This window comes from Nocardia callitridis (genome assembly GCF_039543305.1).
In the GTDB taxonomy this organism is placed as follows: domain Bacteria; phylum Actinomycetota; class Actinomycetes; order Mycobacteriales; family Mycobacteriaceae; genus Nocardia; species Nocardia callitridis.
The window spans coordinates 284,200-304,248 of sequence record NZ_BAABJM010000005.1; the positions used below are offsets into that span (position 1 = coordinate 284,200).

Below are 20,049 nucleotides of genomic sequence, written 5' to 3' on the forward strand. Positions count from 1 at the left end.
GATCACTACGTTCGGTGAAGCCTGTTGGCATGGTCAGGCTCCGGGTGGCTCGCCGTCGGGAGCCGTCCGCACCGCTGTCGGCTTCGATTTCGTCTTGTCTCGCGAATCTGCCTGAGCGCCATTGGAATCGCCCATGGTGAACTTGACGTCCACATCAGCTTCGGGACTCACGGGCTCCACTTGCTCATCCGGCGACGGCGCGAGCAATACCCTGGGCGGCTTGCGTTTTCGCCGATCGTTCTTCTTACGATCCTTCTTCCGATCCGGTCGCTTCGCCTGCTCCGCCGGTGGTTGAGCGCCAGCAGCCGAACCCGCCCCCGGCGGCATGCCCATGCCGTGGGGCGCAGGGCCATACGGCGAGGTCGGGTTGTTCGCGTTCTGGTCATTGTTGTTCGGTGAGGAATCCTCGGTACCAGACCCGGTCGAGCCGGGGGATCCATGCGCGGCCCCGCCCTCATTGGTGACATCTGCCATCGACTTGGACGCCTCGGGTCCGTACTCCGCACCGGGACCCCCGGATTCGGTCCCTCCGAGCCCGTCCGTGGTTCCCGACGTCCCCGACCCGCCGGACCCACCCGATGTCCCGCCGGAATCCGACAGCGAGCCCGAGCCCAGTCCGTCGGTCGAACCCGATCCGTCCCCGCCGGACGAACCGTCGCCGCCAGGATCCGTGGTTGTGCCAGGACCATTCGTGGCGTCGGATGGATTCTGGCCCAACGAATTCAGCATTTCCTCGGCGGACAGCCCCGCCATCGAATTCTGGCCGGTGAGAGCGTCGAGCAGTGCCGACGTGGCCGGATTCGCAGACAGATCACCTAAGCCGGAGAGCCCGCCGGTTCCGGTGAGACCGTTGAGACTGCGCAGCAAATCACGCAACGCAGCCAGGCCGGGCGAACCGTCACCACCGGGCGAACCGTCACCACCCGACGAACCATCACCACCCGACGAACCATCACCACCCGACGAACCGTCACCACCCGACGAACCATCACCACCCGACGAACCATCGTCACCCGACGAACCGTCACCACCGGACGAACCATCGCCACCCGACGAACCATCACCACCCGACGAACCATCGCCACCGGACGAACCATCACCACCCGACGAACCATCACCACCCGACGAACCATCGCCACCGGACGAACCGTCACCACCGGACGAACCATCACCACCCGACGAACCATCGTCACCCGACGAACCGTCACCACCCGACGAACCATCACCACCCGACGAACCATCACCACCGTTCAGCCTCGACAGCAGGTCGTCGAGCAGCCCCTGCGAGCCGCCCGGTCCTTGGGCGCGAAGGGCATCGAGCATGTTCGACAACTGCTGCTCGGACAAGTTCGGCAGCCCGCCCAGATTCGACAATCCAGGCAGATTCGCCAAGTTCGCCAGGTTCGCCAGATCCGGGCCCGACAAACTCGGCGGCCCAGGAAGATTCGGTGGTCCACCCGCCAGCTGGCGAGCTAGCTCATCCAGGGCGGACAGATCCGGGGCAGGCGGATTCGGGCCCGACGACGATCCACCCGGAGGTGTCGGGCTGTAATCGCCCCAGTTACTCGACCACGGCGAATTCCACTGATACGGCGGTGGCGTCCAGTTGTTCGGCGGCGGCCAAGTTCCGGGCGGCGGCCAGTTCCCCGGCGGCGGCCAGGCTCCGGGCGGCGGCCAGTTCCCCGGCGGCGCCCAGTCCCACGGCGGCACCCAATCCCACGGCGGCGGCCAATCCCACGGCGGCGGCTCGGGCGGCGGCGGGTACTCCGGCTGCATTTCCGGCGGGATGAACTGGTCGCTCGGCGGCGCCAGCGGCGGGGTAAACGGCAGCACCTCGGGAGGCGGTGCGGGCTCTTGCCAGCGCTGCCGGAACACGCCGGTCAGATCGCTGCCCCGAGGATGGAGACTGTCACGCTCGACCGGCTCACGGTGAGTACCGTCGGGGTCGTTGACGTGCACCATGCCCTTCTTGTCGACCGTCCACGTCGTGCCGTCCGGGCGGACTCCCTGCGAGGTCCCGTCCTCTCCGGTCACCCGCACGGCGCCATCGGAGCGAGTCTCTCGTACGGAACCATCGGGATCGGTGACACCGATCATGCCATCGGGCCGCGTCTGCCGCGAATTCCCCTCGAGATCGGTGAATTTCACCCCGCCCTTGCCGACCTCCGACACCGAATCACCGTGGAAGACCTTGAAGCCGTCGGAGGTGTTCTCCAGTGTGGCGCCGTTGGAGAGCTTGACGGCGCCGCCCTTCGAATCGACGGGCACCTTGTTCCCACTGCCTTCGTCCACGCCGGGGCGCGTCACAGTGACGTTGCCCTTCGAATCCTTCTCGTAGGTGGTGCCATCGGGGTCGGTGACCTTCATGGTGTTCTTGGAGTTCAGCTCCAGCCCGGTGCCATCGGGCCGGACGAGGTCGACCGCGATGGGCCGTCGCGGCCCGCCGATCCGGTCCCGGAAACCGCCGCTGTCGGGCGACTTCGCCACCGTCGACTTCGATCCGTCCGGATAGGTCGTCTCGCGCCCGCCCAGCGGGTTGGCCGCATCGTTGATGGTGTGGACGGTGCCGTCGGACTCTTCCACGCGCACCGAGCGATCGGACTGGAGTGTCTGCTCCGTACCGTCGGGGCGCACCACGACCGTCGGCTCGTCGGGGCCGGTCTGCACGCGGGTGCCATCCGGCTTGGTCAGCGACACATTCTCGTTCGTCTGCTCGAATGTCGTTGTGCCGTCGGGTTTGACAGTGGTGATCATGCCCTCGGGAGTCTTGGTGTGCACCGAGTTGCCGGGGTCGATGGTGTGCGTTGTCGTGTCGGACCGGTCGATCTCGATCGAACGATCGCGGGTAACGGTGACCGTGCCGTCCGGGTCGCCAGGGTGGCCGAAGCGGATGTTCTTCTCGCCGTCGACCGTGAATTTCCTGCCGTCCGGCGCGGTGACGTGTACCTCGTCGTCGCTCTTGTTCCAGGTGGCCGGGTTGTCCTCCCAGTTCGACTTGGCACCCGATTGCTTACCGCCGGAACCGAATCCGGTCTTCGCACCGCCCTCGGAAACGAATTCCACCGAGCCGTTCGGCCTGATGGTGACCGTCGAATCGTCCGGGTTCGTGAGCTTGACCGAACCGTTGGCGCCGACCTCGACCTTGACCGGCGCGGCGTCGGGACCGAAGAAATCCACGGACTGGCCCGTGGATTTCCCGGAAGAGCCGATGCCGACCCGCGAAGCCAAATCGGCGAGCACATTCGGCCTGGATTCCTCGACGACGCCGGTATTGACCGTGAAGCGACGCGGATCGTTGTCACCGCGGCCCACCCGTACGCTGCCACCCCCGGAATCGATCGCGTGGGTCGTACCGTCGTGGGCGTTGATCGCGAAGCCGCCGTCGTCGTGCTTGTTCCAGGTCAGCTGATCCGTCGACACCGTATGGCCGGCGCCGTCGGGATCGGTGACCCTGGTCGACCGGTCCGGCCCGAATTCGACCTGAAGTCCCTCGGGATCGTGCCTGATCGTACGACCGTTGGCGGTGAATTCCGTGCTGCCGTCCGGCTTGACGGTGGTAGTCGAGCCGTCCGGCCCCGTGGTGCGTACCCCGCCGTCGGACAGCACAGTGTGGGTGGTGCGATCGGGACGGCCGAAGGTCTGCTCGTCGAACTGCCCGGACCCCTTGCCCGGTTTGCCTGCGGGAGTGCCGGTTTCGTGGCCGTCCGGGCCGACGAACCGAACCGACTTGTCCTCGGCGGACACCTTGATTCCGTGGTCGTCGCCGGGGCGACGCACCACGATATTTCCGTCGGAATCGATCGTGTGGTTGGTGCCGTCGTGCGAGACGACCGTGAAGCTCCCGTCGTCGTTCTTCGCCCAGCCCTGCCGGTCGGTGGGCACGGTGTGCACGGTGCCGTCCGGCGGGCTGACCACGGTGGGACGGCCGGGTGCGGACTCCACCTTGGTGCCGTCGGGCTCGTATCTCGTCTTCGCACCGACCGAAGACCGGTATTCGGTATCGCCGTTCGCTTTGACGGTGACGGTCGATCCGTTCGGTCCCGGGAATCGTACCGATCCGTCTTTGCCGAAGCTGTGCGTGCCCACAGTCCCGCCGCCGTCGAGATCACCGCGCACGCCGACGAAGACGATCCCGTCCTGAACCTGCACCTCGGTGCCATCGGAGAGTCGAACGCTGATGGTGCCGTTGGGATTTCGCCGCCACGTGGGATCGTCACCACGCGCCCCGTCGCGGGGGCCGGAAGGCAGGTCGGTGCCTCTGGGATCGATGCCGATATGCGAGACCGAGGGGCTGGGGTCGGGGGGCCTGGACCCGTAAGGGGCCAAAGGAGCCCGGTCCGATCCGGAACCGGCCTTCGGAATGCCGTGACCGTCGCCGGGCAAACGACCGCCGGAATTGCCGCTGCCCTGCCCTTGTTCGAGGCTGCCGGGTCGGCTGGGTGTCGAGGATCCATCGCCGGTGACACTCACCGGAGAGCGGGGACCACCCAACGGAGTGTTCGCGCCGTTGCTGACCGATCCCGTCGAGGAGGCCACCACCGGGTTGCGCGTCCCGGTACCGCCGCCTTCGCCCGAGGGTGGGTTCGAAGCCCGGACCGGCGGGTTCCCCGCACGGCTCGATGAGGAACTGTCGCCTGCCGTTCGACCCGAATCCGACGAAATCGAGCCGGACGACGAACCCGGCCTGTTCACAGGGGAATTCGTCTGCGATACATCCGAGCCGCCCGGCGTCGGGCTGTCGATCCTGGTCCACGGTGCCGACCTGGGACTCAACGGGCTGACAGGCGACACGTCGCCACCGGCGCCATAGGTCGACACCCCGGACCGCGGGGTGAGCGGACTTACCGGAGGACCGTCGCCGCCCCGCACGGATACCACGTTCGTATCGATGCGCAGCGACGGACGCTGCACGGCGCCGTCACCAGAGCCGCTCGAAGAGAATCCGGACTTCGACGGTGTGGACTGGGAGCCGTTGGAAGAACCCCCAGTAGTGGACCGGTTACCGACTACATCGGACTTCCCACCCGGACCCTCGGTCTTCCCATTGACACCATCGGTCCTGCCACCGCTGACACCATCAGTCCTGCCACCGCTGACACCATCAGTCCTGCCACCGCTGACACCATCAGTCCTGCCACCGCTGACACCATCGGTCCTGCCACCGCTGACACCATCGGTCCTGCCACCGCTGACACCATCGGTCCTGCCATTCCCACCGCCGGACTGCGATTGGTCACCGTTGGAACCATTGGGCGTGGATTGTTGCCCGTTCGTGCGCGCAGGACCCCCATTGGACGAGGACTGCTCACCGCCGCGGGAGTTCCCGCCCGGATCGGACTTCTGGTTACCTCCGCCTTGGTCGCCACGGGGAGGAACAACCTGGCCGTTGTTGGAGTTGTTCCCTGGCGAATTCTGTTGTCCCCCGGACGGATTACTGTTCGTCGCCGGCCCTTTGTTGCCGCCCTGCGGGTTCGACTCCGGCGGGGGCTGAGACCTGTTGCCGTTCGATCCCGCTGGACCGGTGGACGGTGGGCGACCATTCGGCCTTTCGTTATTGGGCCCGAAGTCCCCATTGCCCCGCCCGTTGCCCGAACCGGAATTATTATTGCCCGAGCCAGGAATGCTCCTGCTGCCGCCATTGCCGGAATTACCGACAAAGTTCACACCGTCACCACTCGCGCGCACGGGCGGGGGACCACCGGGTGTCAGCCGTCCGTCGTTTCCGCCACCGTGCCCGTTCGAGGTGAAATCCGAACGGATACCGCCGAATCCGGCCGGGGCCACCGGGGGAGAATCGTCCCCGGACCTGGTCCCGAAGCCTCCGCCCACATGCAGGTTGGCCAAGGGGACCTCGAAGTCCCGGTTTCCCGGCGCCCCGAACCCACCCCGGAATCCCCGTATTCCGCCGCCGATGGCTCCGCGCGCCGCACCGCCTGCCCACCCCGCACCGTTGCTGAAGACCGCTTCCCAGTCGCCGTTGATGGCACCCTCGACGACGCTGGTGACCGCGTTACCGAATACGCCGCCCGCGGCGCCGACGAACATCCCGTGACCGGTGCGCCGCCACGGATTCGACATATCGCCGAACATCTTGAGCGACTGCTTACCGAAGGCGTTGCCGAACATCCTTCCTAACCCGGCGGAGGCGCCGGCGCCCGCGAGTGCGGTACCGAATTGGGTGCCGTCGAAGTTCTTTCGTTTGCCGTCCGCCATCTGGCCGAGCTGCACGGCCAGGTCGATCCCGCCGGAGATCAGCATCGCCTCGAGAATCGTCGCCACCCAGCCCTTGGCCACGTTGGCGAACTTCTCGCCGAACACGCGCAGCACCCTGGCCACGATCTGATCTTCGATCATCCTGGCCAGGAATCGCACGACCGCCTGCGTCGCGCTGATCTCGGCGGCCTCCACCGCGGGTGCGGTCGGTGGGAACAGCCACGCCCACGCGATCTCGATGGCGAGTGTGATCAGCGAGATGATCACCATGAGTTTGGCGGCCTGGATCGAGGTGCCCATGTCGAAAGCGGCCTCGCCCACCGAATCCATGTAGGAGGCAAGGGTTTCGAGCGAGCTGTCCCCGCTCAGGATGCTGTCGAACATGCCGGCGATGCTCTCGGAGCCAGCCCCGGAGGAGTAGGCGCTTACCGCCTCACCCTTGGCGCTCTCGATCTCGGGGATGATCGCGCGCAGAGCGGCCGCGGTGTGCTTCCAAGCATCCGAGACCTCCCAGATGATGGTTTCATCGCCGTCGGGCCATTCCGCTCCCGCGACATAGCCCAGCCAACGAAGCTCAGGTGGCAGATAGAGTCCCATGACGGTAGAACCGCGACCTAACGGTCGGTGTCACTGATAATCGAGCGGGGCGAGAGATCTTCCACATCGCCGTAGACCATCTGCGGAACCTCCTCCTCCCCACGTTTGCGTTCCGGGGAATCAGGAGCACTCGTGGAGACCGGTGGCACGGTGGGCATCATCTCGCCCAGATCCGGTGCACCATCCAGCATTTCCGACAAACGCGGCAGCCTGGCCTTGCGCTCCCGCAGCGGTTCCATGAGTTCGCGACTCAGTTTCTGCACCTTCTTGGCCGCGGCCTGCACGGATTGGGTCATCGCCGTGGCGATCTCCTCATAGGTGAGATCCTTGATATCGTCGGCGAACTTCGTCGCGATGAGGATGCCGTCGGCATTGACCGTGACGGATATCCGCTTGTCACAAGCGGTTACGGTGGCGGTGAGCCGAGCGCGGCCACGCTGAATCTCGGCGATGCCTGACATTTGTTCAGACAACGCCTCCATCATCATCGCGGCATCAGCCTGCAAACGCTCGTTGCTCATCGGCGACCTCCGTGGCTGATTCTATGCCCGAACCGATCCACCCGCACACCGAAACGGGCTGGCCGGCGCACACGTAGCAATTCCCCGACAGCTGAAACACCTTATGGGAGAGCATAATTCGACACCGGAGCGGCGGCGTGCACTTTTCGCACAAAACCAGTGGCCACCGGGCAACTGTGCCGGACAGTGCAATACTGACACGGTGCGACGTAATCTTGTTATTGTCCGAGCAGGCGACACGTCGCTGCACGAGAACTGGATGGCCGGTCCGGTGGACCGGAATTGGGATCTGATCGTCAGCTACTTCGGTGACGATCCCGATCGCTTCAGGGTTCCCGATGTGGTGCGCGTCGCTGCGAAGGGACCCAAATGGCCGCCACTGCAACAGTTGATCCACGAGCTGGCGGACACGATCGATCAGTACGACTATATCTGGCTGCCCGACGATGACGTAGACGCGGACACCGCGACGATCAATCTGATGTTCGACTACTGCGCCGAGTACCAGCTGTCACTTGCCCAGCCCGCGCTCTCGGCGGACAGCCACATCGTCCACCCGGTCACCAAGGTCGATCCCCGATACACGCTGCGCTACACCAGCTTTGTCGAAACCATCGTGCCGTGTCTTTCGCGCCAGTTCCTGCGCCGTACCCTGCCGGAATTCTCCGAGACCCAGAGCGGGTGGGGCATGGACTTCGTGTGGACCGCCATGCTCGACGAGGGTGAGACCGCCATCATCGATGCGATCACCGTGCGACACACCCGCCCCCAGGGAGCCGGTTCGCTGTACGAGGCGGTGCGCGAAACCGGGGTGCAGGACCTGGGGAAGGAATGCGAGGACTATCTGGCGCGCAAGGGCGTGACCAGGCAACCCGCATGGGTCCACCGCGGTATCCCGGCTGGGTTTCCCGAGCCGCCGAGCCTCGTGGCACGTCGGCTGTCGTGGCAAGCCCCCGCCAGGGACGTGCTCGACCCCGCACGCTGCGTCATTCTGGTTCCGGTGACCGACAAGATCGAACCCGCCTGTGCGCGTGGACTCTTCGAGCTCGAGCGGCAGGGCTATACGGTGTGGCGGTTGTACGGCTCCTCCGCGATCGACCAGGCTCGCAGCCAAATGGCCACCGACGCGCTCGCGGCCGGTTTCGAGGAGCTGATGTGGATCGATGCCGATATCGACTTCCCATTCGATGCGGTCAATCGGCTACGCGCGCTCGACCTCCCCGTGGCGTGCGCCATATACGCGAAAAAGGGCAGGCGCGAGCTGGTCGTCCACTTCGAGCCAGGTACCGAACAGCTGGTGTTCGGCCGAGGCGGAGGGTTGATCGAGCTCAAATATGCCGCGACGGGTTTTCTACTGACCAAGCGCGCCGTGTACGAGAAGATCGAAGCGCAGGAGCAACTTCCGACCTGCAACAGGCAGTTCGGCCACCCGACCGTGCCGTATTTTCTGCCGATGATCACCGAGGACGGTGACAACCACTGGTATCTGGGAGAGGACTACGCCTTCTCCGAGCGGGCAAGGCGAAGCGGGTTCGCGATAGTCGCTGACACCAGGATCCGGTTGGGCCACATCGGCCGCGAGACATTCAGCTGGGAGGAGGCCGGCAACGAGATCCCGCGCTACAAGACCTACACCTATCACCTGAACCGCCGTCCCGAGAAGCAGGACCGGTCATCCGACGACGAGCCCGTAGCGCCCTCCGACGAACAACCGGTGCCGTCATCCCATGACGAATCCGAGTAAACGTCCGCGCGGCAAACGATGTGCCGGTTCGTCACCGAAGGAGACCACAGGCCATGGGCAACCGACGATGTAATACTGGGGGCGTGCGACGCAATCTTGTCATTATCCGGGCCGACTACACCTCGCAGCATGAGAGGTGGATCGTCGGTCCCGGCGACAGGAATTGGGATCTGATCGTCGGCTACCCCGGTGACGATCCGGGAGATTTCCAGAGCTCCCATGCGAGTTTCGTGCACGTCGAGGGGCCGAAATGGCCCGCGCTCGGCCGGTTGGCCCAGAATATGGCCGACACGATCGAGCAGTACGACTACATATGGATCCCGAATAACGACCTCATGACGGATATGGCGTCGATCAACACGATGTTCGATATCTGTGCCGAATACGAGCTGTCGCTGGCTCAGCCGGCATTGACCGAGGACAGCTACGTCGTCCACGAGATCACTCGGGTGAACCGGGGACAGGTGTTGCGCTATACCAATTATGTCGAAACCATGGCCCCCTGCTTCAGCGGGGAGTTCCTGAGCCGCTGCGTACCCGACCTCGTTGCCACGGTGACGGGGCTCGGCCTGGAATCCCTGTGGCCGACCATGCTGGGCGAGGACGACATCGCAGTCATCGATGCCGCCACGGTGCGCAACATCAAGCATTTCCCCACACGGGATTACCTGGCGGTCCAGGAAACCGAGGACGACGATACCGAGGACGACTATCTGACCACGGTGCACAAGTACGAGGCCAGGGAGTACCAGAACTTCCTCGCCGAGAAAGATATCGCCCCGGTCGAGCCGGAGGTGCGCCGCAGTATTCCGGTCGACCCCGACTCCGATTTTCCGCACGCGACCGCGCGCGAATCGCACCGGGATGTCTGGTGGGTGGCATCCGAGACGAGAAAGAAACGCGACCCGTCCCGCTGTGTGGTTCTCGTCCCGGTGGCCGACAATATCGAGCCGGACTGTGCGCGTGCCCTTTTCGAATTGGAGCAGCTCGGCTATCCGGTATGGCGGGTGTTCGGCGCCTCGGCTATCGACCAGGTTCGCGGTCAGATGGCCACCGACGCGCTTGCCGCCGGATTCGAGGAGCTGATGTGGATAGATGCCGACATTTCCTTCCCGGTGGACGCGGTGGAGCAGCTTCGTCGCTTCGATCTTCCGATCGTCTGTGCCGTCTATACCAAGAAGGGGCAACGCGAGCTGGTGGCCCACCTCGAGCCGGGGACCGAGAAACTCACCTTCGGTGTGGGAGGCGGGTTGACGAAGATCAAGTACGGCGCTACCGGTTTTCTGCTGACCAAACGCGAGGTCTACGAGAAAATCCAAGCAGACCATCAGCTTCCGACGTGCAATAAGCAGTTCGGTCGCCCCATGGTCCCCTATTTCCTACCGATGGCCGTCCCCGACGGCGAGAACCACTGGTACTTGGGTGAGGATTACGCCTTCTGTGAACGGGCTCGCCGCAGTGGTTTCGACATCATGGCGGACACCACAATCCGGCTCGGTCACATCGGCCGTCAGAGTTTCGGCTGGGAGGACGCGGGTAGCGCCCGGCACCGCTACGCCACCTTCACGTTCAATTTCTGATGACCGACGGCCGTGCGGCCCCCTTTGCTCACGCCTCGACGATGGAGAAAATTCGATGGACCCGTCCCGCTGCGTCGTTCTCGTTCCGATCGGTGGATACCTCGAGCCCGAGTGCGCCAAAGGATTGGCAGAGCTGGAGGCCCGCGGCTATCACGTGCGAGCCATGCCCCGCTATGCGGCGATCGATCAGGGTCGAAGTCAGATGGCGACGGACGCGATGTTCGACGACTACGAGGCAATGATGTGGATCGACTCGGACGTCGGCTTCAACGCCGATGCGGTGGATATGCTGCGGGAGCAGGATCTGCCGATCGTGTGCGGGATCTACCCGAGAAAGGGTGCGCGCCAACTGGCATGCAAACTGCTGCCGGACACGCCGAGGGTTTTGTTCGGCGAGGGCGGCGGCCCGATGGAGATCTGTTACGCGCCAATGGGTTTCTGCTTCACCCAGCGCGTCGTCTACGAGACGATGATCGTGCACGAGCAGTTGCCGATATGCAATCAGCAATTCAAGCGCATCACGGTGCCGTATTTCCTGCCGTTGATCGTGCCCGACGGCGACGACCACCTGTACCTGAGCGCCGAATACTCGTTCTGTGAGCGCGCACGTCGCAGCGGTTTCGACATCATCGCGGACACCCGCATCCGGCTGAGCCATATCGGCAAGCACACCTACGTCTGGGAAGATGCCGGCACCGACCGGCATCGCTATGCCACCTACGAATTGAATATCCGATAAACCGCGAAAGGTGACGACATCGTGGACAACGACAGAACCAAGGCCGATTTCGCGGACCTGATGGACACCGTGAACGGCCACATCCGGTCGATCGCGGACGCACAGCGCAAGCGCACCGAACTCGTCGCCACGGCGAGCGCCGAGGAGGGAAGGGTCACGGTCACCTGCAATGCCGACGGCGTACCGATCGACACCGTCTTCTCCGATGACATCGACGACCTCGACTACGACGACATCGCGATGGCGGTGACCGAGGCGGCACAGGACGCTGCCGCGAAGGTCGCCAAGATGGCCGAGGAGTTGATCGCGCCGATCCGCACCACGCGCTCGCGCCTACCGAGCCTTTCGTCGATGGTCGAGGGCTTGCCCGATCTCAGCGTGAAAACCCCTGAGCCGCAACGAGCGTCTTTCGATCCGCTATCGGCGCGGAAGAAAAACGAGGACGACTCCAGGAACCGACCGTGGTCGGTCGCCGACGACGACTGATCGACGATCCGTCATCCATCCCGGACGCGAGCGCTACGAATGAGGGTGCTCGGTACGAGAGTTGCGCGGTCGATTCATGTCTCGTCGGGCAGCACGTCGCCCAGCTCCCGCGTCACGTGTTCCAGATACCTGGTGACGTACTGCCCGACGAGATCGGCGGCCATCCGACCCGGCATCGTCCTGGTCATCGACAGGTGTCCGACCAGTTCGGCCACATCCTCCGACTGGCGATCGGAGCGACGAAACTCCCGCACCGCGGTGCGCTCGAACAGGTCGACGAATTGCCGTGCGATGTGGTCGCAGTCATCACGCAACCGGTCGAGCTCGTCGAGCACCCTGGCCTGCGCCACCCCCGCGCCGAGTAGTTGCGCGGCGATGTCGACCAGCTTGGGATCCTTGACCCGGTAGGTGGTGGCGTCCACCGGCTCGTACAACCCGACGGCGATCACCCGCGCGAGACCATTCGGAACATCCCGATACCGTTCGGCGAGATCGGTTGCGGCGACGGTGGTTTCGACCTCGGTGACAGTTGATTTCGGCGCGGGTGCCGCCGAGGCACTGACGCCGAGTACCGCGGCCAGATCGTCGCCGCGATCCCACGCCTCCAGCAGATCACGCACGCCACTGAGCTTGATTCCGCGATCGAGCAGGCGGCTGATGATGCGCACCCGATTGAGGTGCTCATCGCCGTAGAAGCCGGTGCGCCCCTTGAGTGCAGGAGGCGGCAGCAGGCCACGCTCGTTGTACACCCGCAGCGTCCGCACCGTCGTCCCGGCTTCGCGCGCCAGTTCGTCGATCGTGAACTCCGAATCCACTGCCATACCTCCAGGAAACCACACCGAAACCTCACCTATCGGCAGCCTAGCGATCGAACTGCGTTTTCGGCCTTGAGATTTCCGCGCTGTTAACGACTCGAACACCCTCTTGCATGTGCCATCTTATGGCGGTACGTTACACCAATCAGCGGTATGATCGGCATCACAGGAAAGGTCCTCTCATGGCCACTGTCACACCCCCTCCCCCGGCAACCGAAGCAACTTCGCTTCACGCCGAGGATGCGGGCTACCACAAGGCTCTGAAGCCACGCCAGTTGCAGATGATCGCGATCGGCGGTGCTATCGGGACCGGACTGTTCCTCGGCGCGGGCGGACGCTTGCGCGAAGCGGGCGCCGGGTTGTTCCTGGCCTACGCGATCTGCGGCATCTTCGTGTTCTTCATACTCAGAGCCCTCGGCGAACTGGTGCTGCACCGCCCTTCCTCGGGCTCGTTCGTCTCCTACGCCCGCGAGTTCTACGGCGAGAAGCTCGCCTTCGGCGTGGGGTGGATGTACTTCTTCCACTGGTGCATGACCGGCATCGTCGACATCACGGCGATCGCCACCTACGTGCACTATTGGGGAGCCACCAAGGTGATTCCGCAGTGGACGATCGCGCTGATCGCGCTGGTCATCGTGCTCAGCATCAACATGATCTCGGTGAAATGGTTCGGCGAGCTGGAATTCTGGGCCGCACTGGTCAAGGTGGTCGCCCTGGTGGCCTTCCTGATCATCGGCGTGGTCATTCTGGCCAGCAGGTCCACAATCGACGGCGCGACCACCGGGCTCAGTGTGATCAGTGAGCACGGCGGACTGTTCCCGAGTGGCGCGATGCCATTGGTCCTCTCTACGACCGGTGTCATCTTCGCCTACGCCTCGGTGGAACTGATCGGCACTGCCGCCGGTGAGACCGAGAATCCGGAAAAGATCATGCCGAGGGCCATCAACTCGGTGATCGCCCGCATCGCGCTGTTCTACGTCGGCTCGTTGGTACTGCTCGCACTGCTGATTCCGTACACGGAGTTCAGTTCGGACACAAGCCCGTTCGTGACCTTCTTCAGCAAGCTGGGTATCGACGGCGCCGGGTCGATCATGAACCTCGTCGTACTGACCGCGGCGTTCTCGAGTCTCAACGCCGGGCTGTATTCGACAGGGCGCATCCTGCGGTCGATGTCGATGAACGGAAGTGCACCGAGTATCGCCTCGAAGATGTCTACCCGCGGTGTGCCGTATGTGGGCATCCTCGCCACCGGTACGGTCGCGCTGGCTGGTGTCGGCCTGAACGCGATCGTCCCGGCCCAAGCGTTCAATATCGTGCTGAACGTATCGGCATTGGGCACGATGTTCGCCTGGACGGCGATCATCCTGTGCCAGTTGCAGCTGTGGCGATGGTCGAAGCAAGGCAAGGTGGAGCGACCGGCATTCCGCCTGTTCGGCGCGCCCTACACCAGTTACGCGACGCTGATCTTCTTGGCGGTGGTGGTGGTCATCATGGCCACCAGCAGCGACATCGTGCAGCGCGGAGCCGTCATCGCGATGGTGTGCGTCGTGTTGCCGCTCCTGATCGGGGGCTGGTTCATGGTTCGACGACGGGTACTGCACCTGGCGAACGAACGCATCGGTTACACCGGGCAATTCCCGGTACTGGCCGAGCGCCCGGTGAAGCATCGACAGGACACCTCAGCGTCCGAGCAACGCGCTACGCCGGACGATGAGGCAGAATCGCACTAATATCGTTCGGATGTCGCGGTTTTCGACCGTGCCACCACCGGAACTGGCCCCGCCGCTCCGCAGCACGGACACCCTCCAGCTGCGGAGCGGTCGGGTTGGCACGTCAGTTCGACATTTCGAGGTTCTGAGAAGGCGAATGGCCGAGAATTCCCCCTTATCCGGCCACCCCGAGCCGCCGTTGTGGGCAACGCGACAGCTGCGCGATGCCACCGATCGGCCGCATCAATGGGCTACCCGGCGCACGGTGGCCACCCGAGCCGGTCGAGTGGAACCGGAGGAGATCTCCGAACCCGCACGCAAGGCCGAGGTGGGCTCCGACGGAAGATCGCGCCCCAGCGTGCGTCGGGTCGGGGGCGGGCTGGTGCGGCTGCCGGCGGTGACACCACTCGATCCCGCCGCCGCGGTGCTGCGCAATCCCGAAGTGCCCGAAGACAAACGGTTCTGCTGGAAATGTCAGAAGCCGGTCGGGCGCTCCGGCAACGGCGAGCCGGGCACCTCAACGGGAAGCTGCGCGCACTGCGAAGCACCGTTCAACTTCCGGCCCCTACTCGAGCCAGGCGACCTGGTCGCCGATCAATACGAAGTGCGGGGCTGCCTGGCCTACGGCGGGATGGGCTGGATCTTTCTGGCCCGCGATCGCAATGTCGCGAGCCGTTGGGTGGTGTTGAAGGGGCTACAGAACCCGCTCGATATCGAGGCCCACGTGGTGGCGCTGGCCGAACGGCAGTTCCTTTCGGAGATGGCGCATCCGGCGATCGTGAAGATCTTCAACTTCGTCAAACACCGTTCCACCGAAGGCATTCCGATCGGCTACATCGTGATGGAGTACGTCGGCGGGCGGTCACTGAAAACCGAGCTCGATCTGCGCACTCCCGATCATCTACCGGTCGCCGAGGCCATCGCCTACCTGCTGGAAATCCTTCCCGCACTGGACTATCTGCATTCGTTCGGCCTTGCCTACAATGATCTCAAACCGGACAACATCATGGTCAGCGAGGACGAGGTCAAGCTCATCGACCTCGGTGCGGTCGCCGCACGGGAATCCGGTGGCAACCTGTATGGCACCTTCGGCTATCAGGCGCCGGAATTCACCAGGACAGGGCCGACGGTTGCCTCCGATATCTACACCGTCGGCCGCACCCTGGCCGCGCTGACCATGGCGATGCCGACCGACCCGGACAGCCACAAGCTGCCCGGCCTGCCCTCCCCCGAGGACGAGCCGGTCCTGCGCCGTTATCCCTCGTTCGCCCGCCTGTTGGCGCGCGCCACCGAACAGGTTCCCGCGCAGCGCTTTCCGTCCGCCTACGCGATGTATCGCCAACTCCTCGGCGTGCTACGCACCGTCCTCGCCGGGGACACCGGCCGCGACCACCCGCAGGTGTCGGCCGTATTCAGCGCTCCGCGCGGCGATTTCGGGATCGAGACGCTGATCGGGCAGACCGATGGCATCGTCGACGGCGTCGCGCGCGTTGCCGTCCTCGACGCGGCGAGCGTCGTTTCCGCACTCCCGGTTCCGCTGATCGACAGCGATGATCCCAACGCGGAACTGTTGTCACCGTTGCTTCACGGCGATCCGTACCGAGCCCTGGACACACTGCGCCAGAGCCGAGAGAACATGCGAAACGGAAAGCTCGCCACGCCCGAAAACTTCGAACTGGAAGGCAGTTTGACCGAGGTCCGCGCCTATCTCGATCTCGGCGAGGTGGAGTACGTGCGCGGAAAGCTCACCGAGCTGCGGCGCGAATATCACACCGACTGGCGCGTCGAGTGGTATGTGGGGGTCGCCGAACTCACCAGCGGCGATTACGAAAAGGCCTACGCTCAGTTCGATCTCGTGTATTCCATGGTGCCTGGCGAAATCGCGCCGCCGTTGGCGTTGGCGGCGACCGCCGAGCTGCTGCTCGACCTCGGCACCCACGATCGGAGCCGCTGGGCAAGCACGGCGACGGAGTCCTACCGGGCGGTCTGGCAGACCAATCGCGGCATCGCGAGTGCGGCGTTCGGCCTCGCTCGCCGACTAGCCGCCGTCGGTGACGCCACCGCCGCCGTCGCCACCCTGCAACAGGTACCGCAGACTTCACGCCACCACAATGTCGCGCGCATGACCGGCTGCCTGCTGCTCACCTCGCGTCCGATCGCCGAGCTCACCGAATCCGATCTCGACGACGCCGCCGACCGTTTACGCGAGCTCCCCGACGAACCCCGCCTGCAACAGATGCAAGCCCTCGTCCTCGGCGCCGCCTTGTCCTGGCTGCGACGAGGTGAGCGCCCGAGGAACCCCGATGCGACCATCCTCGGGCTGCGCTACACCGACGAGGAACTCAGGAAGGGGATAGAACTGGTGCTGCGCCACATCGCACGCACCGCGCCCCGGCGGTTACAGCGGTACGCCCTCATCGATCTTGCCAATCATGTGCGGCCCCGGTCCTGGTGGTGACCGGCGTCAGCCACCAGCACCGGCTCCTGTGTTCCCGATCAAACGCTCACGTGCGAGATTCGGAGACGCGATTGTCGACCGGGCGGTAGTGCGGGAAATATTTTTCGAGCAAGAAATCCGGCAATATGTACTGCGGGAACATTTTCGTCGTCGCACCGGAATGCAGGATATGGATGACCAGTCCTTCGGTATCGGGGGCGCTCACGGTCTTGAATCCCGCGCCCTTCAACTTCTGGTAGAAATCCAGGTCCCAGCATTGGTCGGCGAAGGTGATGTCGGCGATCTCCACCCGAGGAAAGACGGACTTTCGCCACACGTAGGAGAAGCCGTATCCCCACAGGACACCGGTAACCCACTCCTCGTTCCAGCCATCCGTCATCATCGGCCTGATCGACTCCCACGGCGAGAAGACGAAGTGTGTCCTGGACAGTATGTCGGTCGCCCAGTACCCGAAGGCCCTCTGCTCAGGGCTGTAGGCGAACCACCGGCTCAGGGTGCAGAAGTCGGCGGGCCCGAGAAACTTGACCATCCGCTCGATGTAATGGGGGGCATAGTAATCGTCGTCGTCGAACACGGCGATGATCTCTCCCCGAGCCAGCGTCGACATCATGTGCAACTTCTTGCCGATGGTCAGGCGGTGCTCGGGCATATAAAAGTATCGGATGCCGCGCTCACGGTATTCCGAATCGTCCAGGAACAAGCTCGGCTCAGGACTGTCGTCGAGAATGAGCATTTCCATTCCGCCACCGAAGGTTTGGGCACAAAAGTTCTCGACCTGCTGGCGAATGTATGCCGGGCGCTGATACGTGGGGCAGATGACACTGACCACGGGCTTGTCGGTACCGGCGGAGACGTGATCATGTTCGGATTCGGGTCGCACCTTCCCAGCGTAGTCTCTGCGCGTCCTGCGCTCCATTGCTCGCGGCAGTAGCCTCGGCACACGGGTCTCGCGGTCTCGTCCTCCCCGAGCGCCCAAGTGCCACTTGCCGATATCATCGATTGCGACGGTGGCAGCGGTATCCCGGTCGGCACGTCCGGTTCGGTAGCTCGTCGGCGAACCGAGAACAGGAGCAAGGCAATGAGTCAACCAGTAGAGATCAACCCCGAGGGAGTACGCAAGGCCGCAGTCGAATTCGAAGGCGTTGCCGAAACCACCAAGAGGATTCTCGAAAACCTCCAGACCTCCTCCGAGAGCAAGGGCGAGCCGTGGGGCGACGACAAGGCGGGCAAGAAATTTGCCGACGGGGAGAAGGGATACAAGGCGAATCGGGATGGCACCTTCGACTCGCTGTCCCAGCTCGTCACCGTCTTCCAGGACAATGCCACCAATCTGCGTGACGCGGCGAATACCTTCGAGACCAACGAGGATCAGGTCGCCAACGGCTCGGCCTACCTGCCAAATCTCAGCAAACGTCCGGACGCGCCGACCTGAGCCGGGCCGGGTGGCTGGCAACGGGTAGTTATGGCCCCTCGGAGCGGGCGCGGATATCGCGCACGTAGACGACCTGCTGTTTACCCTCGCCGGGACTACGCGTCTGCAAGTCGAACAGCGTGGTAGCTGCGAACAATTCGCCGAGCTTGCCGTAGCCGTAGCTGCGCGGGTCGAAGTCGGTGCGCTGCTTGTTGATGATCGATCCGACCGTGGCCAGTGTTGCCCAGCCGGAATCGTCGGAGGCGGCGTCGACGGCGTTGCGCAGCAGGTTCATCAGCTTGGCGTCGCCCTTGAGCTGGTTGTTCGTCGGCTTACGTGTGTTGTTGGCCGGTGGCTCTTCCGCTGTGACGGTGAGATTTTCGGCGTAGATGAACTTGTCGCACGCCGCGACGAACGGTTGCGGAGTCTTGCGCTGACCGAATCCGTATACCGTCAGGCCGGATTCGCGGATGCGACTGGCCAGCCGGGTGAAATCGCTGTCGCTGGAAACGATCACGAAGCCGTCGAGATTGCCGGTGTAGAGCAGGTCCATCGCGTCGATGATCATCGCCGAGTCGGTGGCGTTCTTTCCCGTGGTGTAGCCGAACTGCTGGATCGGTTGGATCGATTGCGCCAATAACTGGTCTTTCCAGCCCCGAAGGTTCTGGCTCGTCCAGTCGCCGTAGGCCCGCTTCACATGCGCCGTACCGTATTTCGCGACCTCAGCCAGCATGCCGTCGGCGATACTCGGCTGCGCGTTGTCGGCGTCGATCAACACCGCAAGCCGCGTCGCACTGTCGCTGCTCAAAGCAAACCCCATTCCTCGGCCGGTAGTCCCGAACACGGTAGTCCGCCTCGGCGACGTCGCCCGGTAGAACGGTGAAGCGCAGGCGCGCGTCGGATGCACCGGCCACCCCGCGCCTCGCACCCCGGTCGGGCGCCGGATGTGCCCTACCATCGGTGGGTGGCGCGGGAGTCGATCCTCGGCGCGAACGTGCCGATACGCAACGAACGGGAGACCCAAGGATGCTGACCGTCGCGGAGGAATTTCTCCTGCTGGCCCTCGACGACGACACGGGCAAGAAGCTGGTGGACAGCACCCGCACCAGCGCCGCTCTCGCCGGTGCCGCGCTCGTCCAGCTCACGGTGGAAGGCGCGTTGCGGTTGACCGAGCGCGACGATCCCGACCACAAGCCCGGCCGGTTGGTCTCTACCGGTAAACGCGCCACCGACCCCAGGCTGGCGGATCTCGCCGAGGTCGCCCACGGTCGCAAACCCAAGGACGCGGTCGGCAAGGTCGTCGGCTACGGCAAGTGGCGCAGCCGCGCCAAGAACTTGCAGGACGCGTTGCTGCACGACCTCGCCGACGGCGGCTACCTCACCGAGGACAAGAGCAAGGCGCTGGGCCTCTTCCCGGTCACGTCGTGGAAGTCCGCCAACCGCAGGGCGAAATCCGAGATCGTGCAGCGGGTCGCCGCCGCCATCGCCGACACCGAGCAGCCCGACGACCGCACCTCGGCACTGATCTCCATCCTCGAGGTGGTGAAACTGCTGCCCAAGCTCTTGCCGGAGGTCGACAAGAAGACACTGAAGCAGCGCGGCAAGCAGATCAGCGAAGGCGAATGGGGCGGACCCGCCGTGCGCAAGGCGATCCAGCATATCCAGAGCGTCAACACCGCCATCATCGTCAGCACGACCACCGCGGGCGCCTCGAGCTGATCGCGGTCGATCGGTCTGCCCTCAGCGGACATTCGGTCGAATGCGGCTGCTGCGGCA

The 20,049-nt window shown here is 64.3% G+C and carries 13 protein-coding genes; 8 read left to right on the forward strand and 5 right to left on the reverse strand.

The window, feature by feature from the left end; all coding sequences use genetic code 11:
- Positions 1-33: 33 nt before the first annotated feature.
- Both ABEA50_RS23615 and ABEA50_RS23620 read right to left on the reverse strand, forming a co-directional pair.
- Complete coding sequence (locus ABEA50_RS23615) at positions 34-6,810, reverse strand: WXG100-like domain-containing protein (protein WP_345497988.1); 6,777 nt, start codon at positions 6,808-6,810, stop codon at positions 34-36.
- A gap of 17 nt (positions 6,811-6,827) precedes the next feature.
- Positions 6,828-7,331, reverse strand: a complete 504-nt coding sequence (locus tag ABEA50_RS23620; protein WP_345497989.1) for a YbaB/EbfC family nucleoid-associated protein — start codon at positions 7,329-7,331, stop codon at positions 6,828-6,830.
- A gap of 202 nt (positions 7,332-7,533) precedes the next feature.
- Here ABEA50_RS23620 and ABEA50_RS23625 point away from each other — a divergent pair, with 202 nt between their 5' ends.
- From ABEA50_RS23625 to ABEA50_RS23640, 4 genes are all read left to right on the forward strand, one after another.
- The gene (locus ABEA50_RS23625) at positions 7,534-9,075 is read left to right on the forward strand and encodes a hypothetical protein (RefSeq protein WP_345497990.1); all 1,542 of its coding nucleotides are present in this window, start codon (positions 7,534-7,536) and stop codon (positions 9,073-9,075) included.
- A gap of 83 nt (positions 9,076-9,158) precedes the next feature.
- The gene (locus ABEA50_RS23630) at positions 9,159-10,655 is read left to right on the forward strand and encodes a DUF707 domain-containing protein (protein ID WP_345497991.1); all 1,497 of its coding nucleotides are present in this window, start codon (positions 9,159-9,161) and stop codon (positions 10,653-10,655) included.
- 55 nt (positions 10,656-10,710) lie between these two features.
- A complete protein-coding gene (locus ABEA50_RS23635) occupies positions 10,711-11,394 on the forward strand; it encodes a hypothetical protein (protein ID WP_345497992.1) in 684 nt (227 codons plus the stop codon).
- A gap of 21 nt (positions 11,395-11,415) precedes the next feature.
- A complete protein-coding gene (locus tag ABEA50_RS23640) occupies positions 11,416-11,880 on the forward strand; it encodes a YbaB/EbfC family nucleoid-associated protein (RefSeq protein ID WP_345497993.1) in 465 nt (154 codons plus the stop codon).
- A 74-nt stretch (positions 11,881-11,954) separates the two neighbouring features.
- Here the strand turns inward: ABEA50_RS23640 and ABEA50_RS23645 are convergent, their stop codons facing one another.
- Complete coding sequence (locus tag ABEA50_RS23645; protein WP_345497995.1) at positions 11,955-12,701, reverse strand: MerR family transcriptional regulator; 747 nt, start codon at positions 12,699-12,701, stop codon at positions 11,955-11,957.
- A gap of 176 nt (positions 12,702-12,877) precedes the next feature.
- Here ABEA50_RS23645 and ABEA50_RS23650 point away from each other — a divergent pair, with 176 nt between their 5' ends.
- Together ABEA50_RS23650 and ABEA50_RS23655 are read left to right on the forward strand one after the other, a co-directional pair.
- The gene (locus tag ABEA50_RS23650; protein WP_345497997.1) at positions 12,878-14,425 is read left to right on the forward strand and encodes an amino acid permease; all 1,548 of its coding nucleotides are present in this window, start codon (positions 12,878-12,880) and stop codon (positions 14,423-14,425) included.
- Between the two features lie 136 nt (positions 14,426-14,561).
- Complete coding sequence (locus tag ABEA50_RS23655; protein ID WP_345497999.1) at positions 14,562-16,862, forward strand: serine/threonine-protein kinase; 2,301 nt, start codon at positions 14,562-14,564, stop codon at positions 16,860-16,862.
- A 46-nt stretch (positions 16,863-16,908) separates the two neighbouring features.
- Here the strand turns inward: ABEA50_RS23655 and ABEA50_RS23660 are convergent, their stop codons facing one another.
- Complete coding sequence (locus ABEA50_RS23660; protein WP_345498001.1) at positions 16,909-17,742, reverse strand: glycosyltransferase family 2 protein; 834 nt, start codon at positions 17,740-17,742, stop codon at positions 16,909-16,911.
- Positions 17,743-17,940: 198 nt separating this feature from the next.
- Here ABEA50_RS23660 and ABEA50_RS23665 point away from each other — a divergent pair, with 198 nt between their 5' ends.
- Positions 17,941-18,294 (forward strand): WXG100 family type VII secretion target, encoded by a 354-nt coding sequence (locus tag ABEA50_RS23665; protein ID WP_345498003.1) that lies wholly within the window; start codon positions 17,941-17,943, stop codon positions 18,292-18,294.
- A gap of 28 nt (positions 18,295-18,322) precedes the next feature.
- Here ABEA50_RS23665 and ABEA50_RS23670 read toward each other — a convergent pair whose 3' ends face one another.
- Positions 18,323-19,081 (reverse strand): NYN domain-containing protein, encoded by a 759-nt coding sequence (locus tag ABEA50_RS23670; protein WP_345498004.1) that lies wholly within the window; start codon positions 19,079-19,081, stop codon positions 18,323-18,325.
- Positions 19,082-19,299: 218 nt separating this feature from the next.
- Between ABEA50_RS23670 and ABEA50_RS23675 the strand changes: the two genes are divergently transcribed.
- On the forward strand, positions 19,300-19,992 hold the full coding sequence (locus tag ABEA50_RS23675) for a GOLPH3/VPS74 family protein (protein WP_345498005.1): 693 nt from the start codon (positions 19,300-19,302) through the stop codon (positions 19,990-19,992).
- Positions 19,993-20,049 lie beyond the last annotated feature (57 nt).

What these genes read in the sequence shown, in the direction of transcription:
- ABEA50_RS23675 (WP_345498005.1), top strand. Translation starts at nt 19,300, where the DNA reads ATGCTGACCGTCGCGGAGGAATTTCTCCTGCTGGCCCTCGACGACGAC.
- ABEA50_RS23620 (WP_345497989.1), bottom strand. Translation starts at nt 7,331, where the DNA reads ATGAGCAACGAGCGTTTGCAGGCTGATGCCGCGATGATGATGGAGGCG.
- ABEA50_RS23650 (WP_345497997.1), top strand. Translation starts at nt 12,878, where the DNA reads ATGGCCACTGTCACACCCCCTCCCCCGGCAACCGAAGCAACTTCGCTT.
- ABEA50_RS23655 (WP_345497999.1), top strand. Translation starts at nt 14,562, where the DNA reads ATGGCCGAGAATTCCCCCTTATCCGGCCACCCCGAGCCGCCGTTGTGG.
- ABEA50_RS23635 (WP_345497992.1), top strand. Translation starts at nt 10,711, where the DNA reads ATGGACCCGTCCCGCTGCGTCGTTCTCGTTCCGATCGGTGGATACCTC.
- ABEA50_RS23665 (WP_345498003.1), top strand. Translation starts at nt 17,941, where the DNA reads ATGAGTCAACCAGTAGAGATCAACCCCGAGGGAGTACGCAAGGCCGCA.
- ABEA50_RS23645 (WP_345497995.1), bottom strand. Translation starts at nt 12,701, where the DNA reads ATGGCAGTGGATTCGGAGTTCACGATCGACGAACTGGCGCGCGAAGCC.
- ABEA50_RS23615 (WP_345497988.1), bottom strand. Translation starts at nt 6,810, where the DNA reads ATGGGACTCTATCTGCCACCTGAGCTTCGTTGGCTGGGCTATGTCGCG.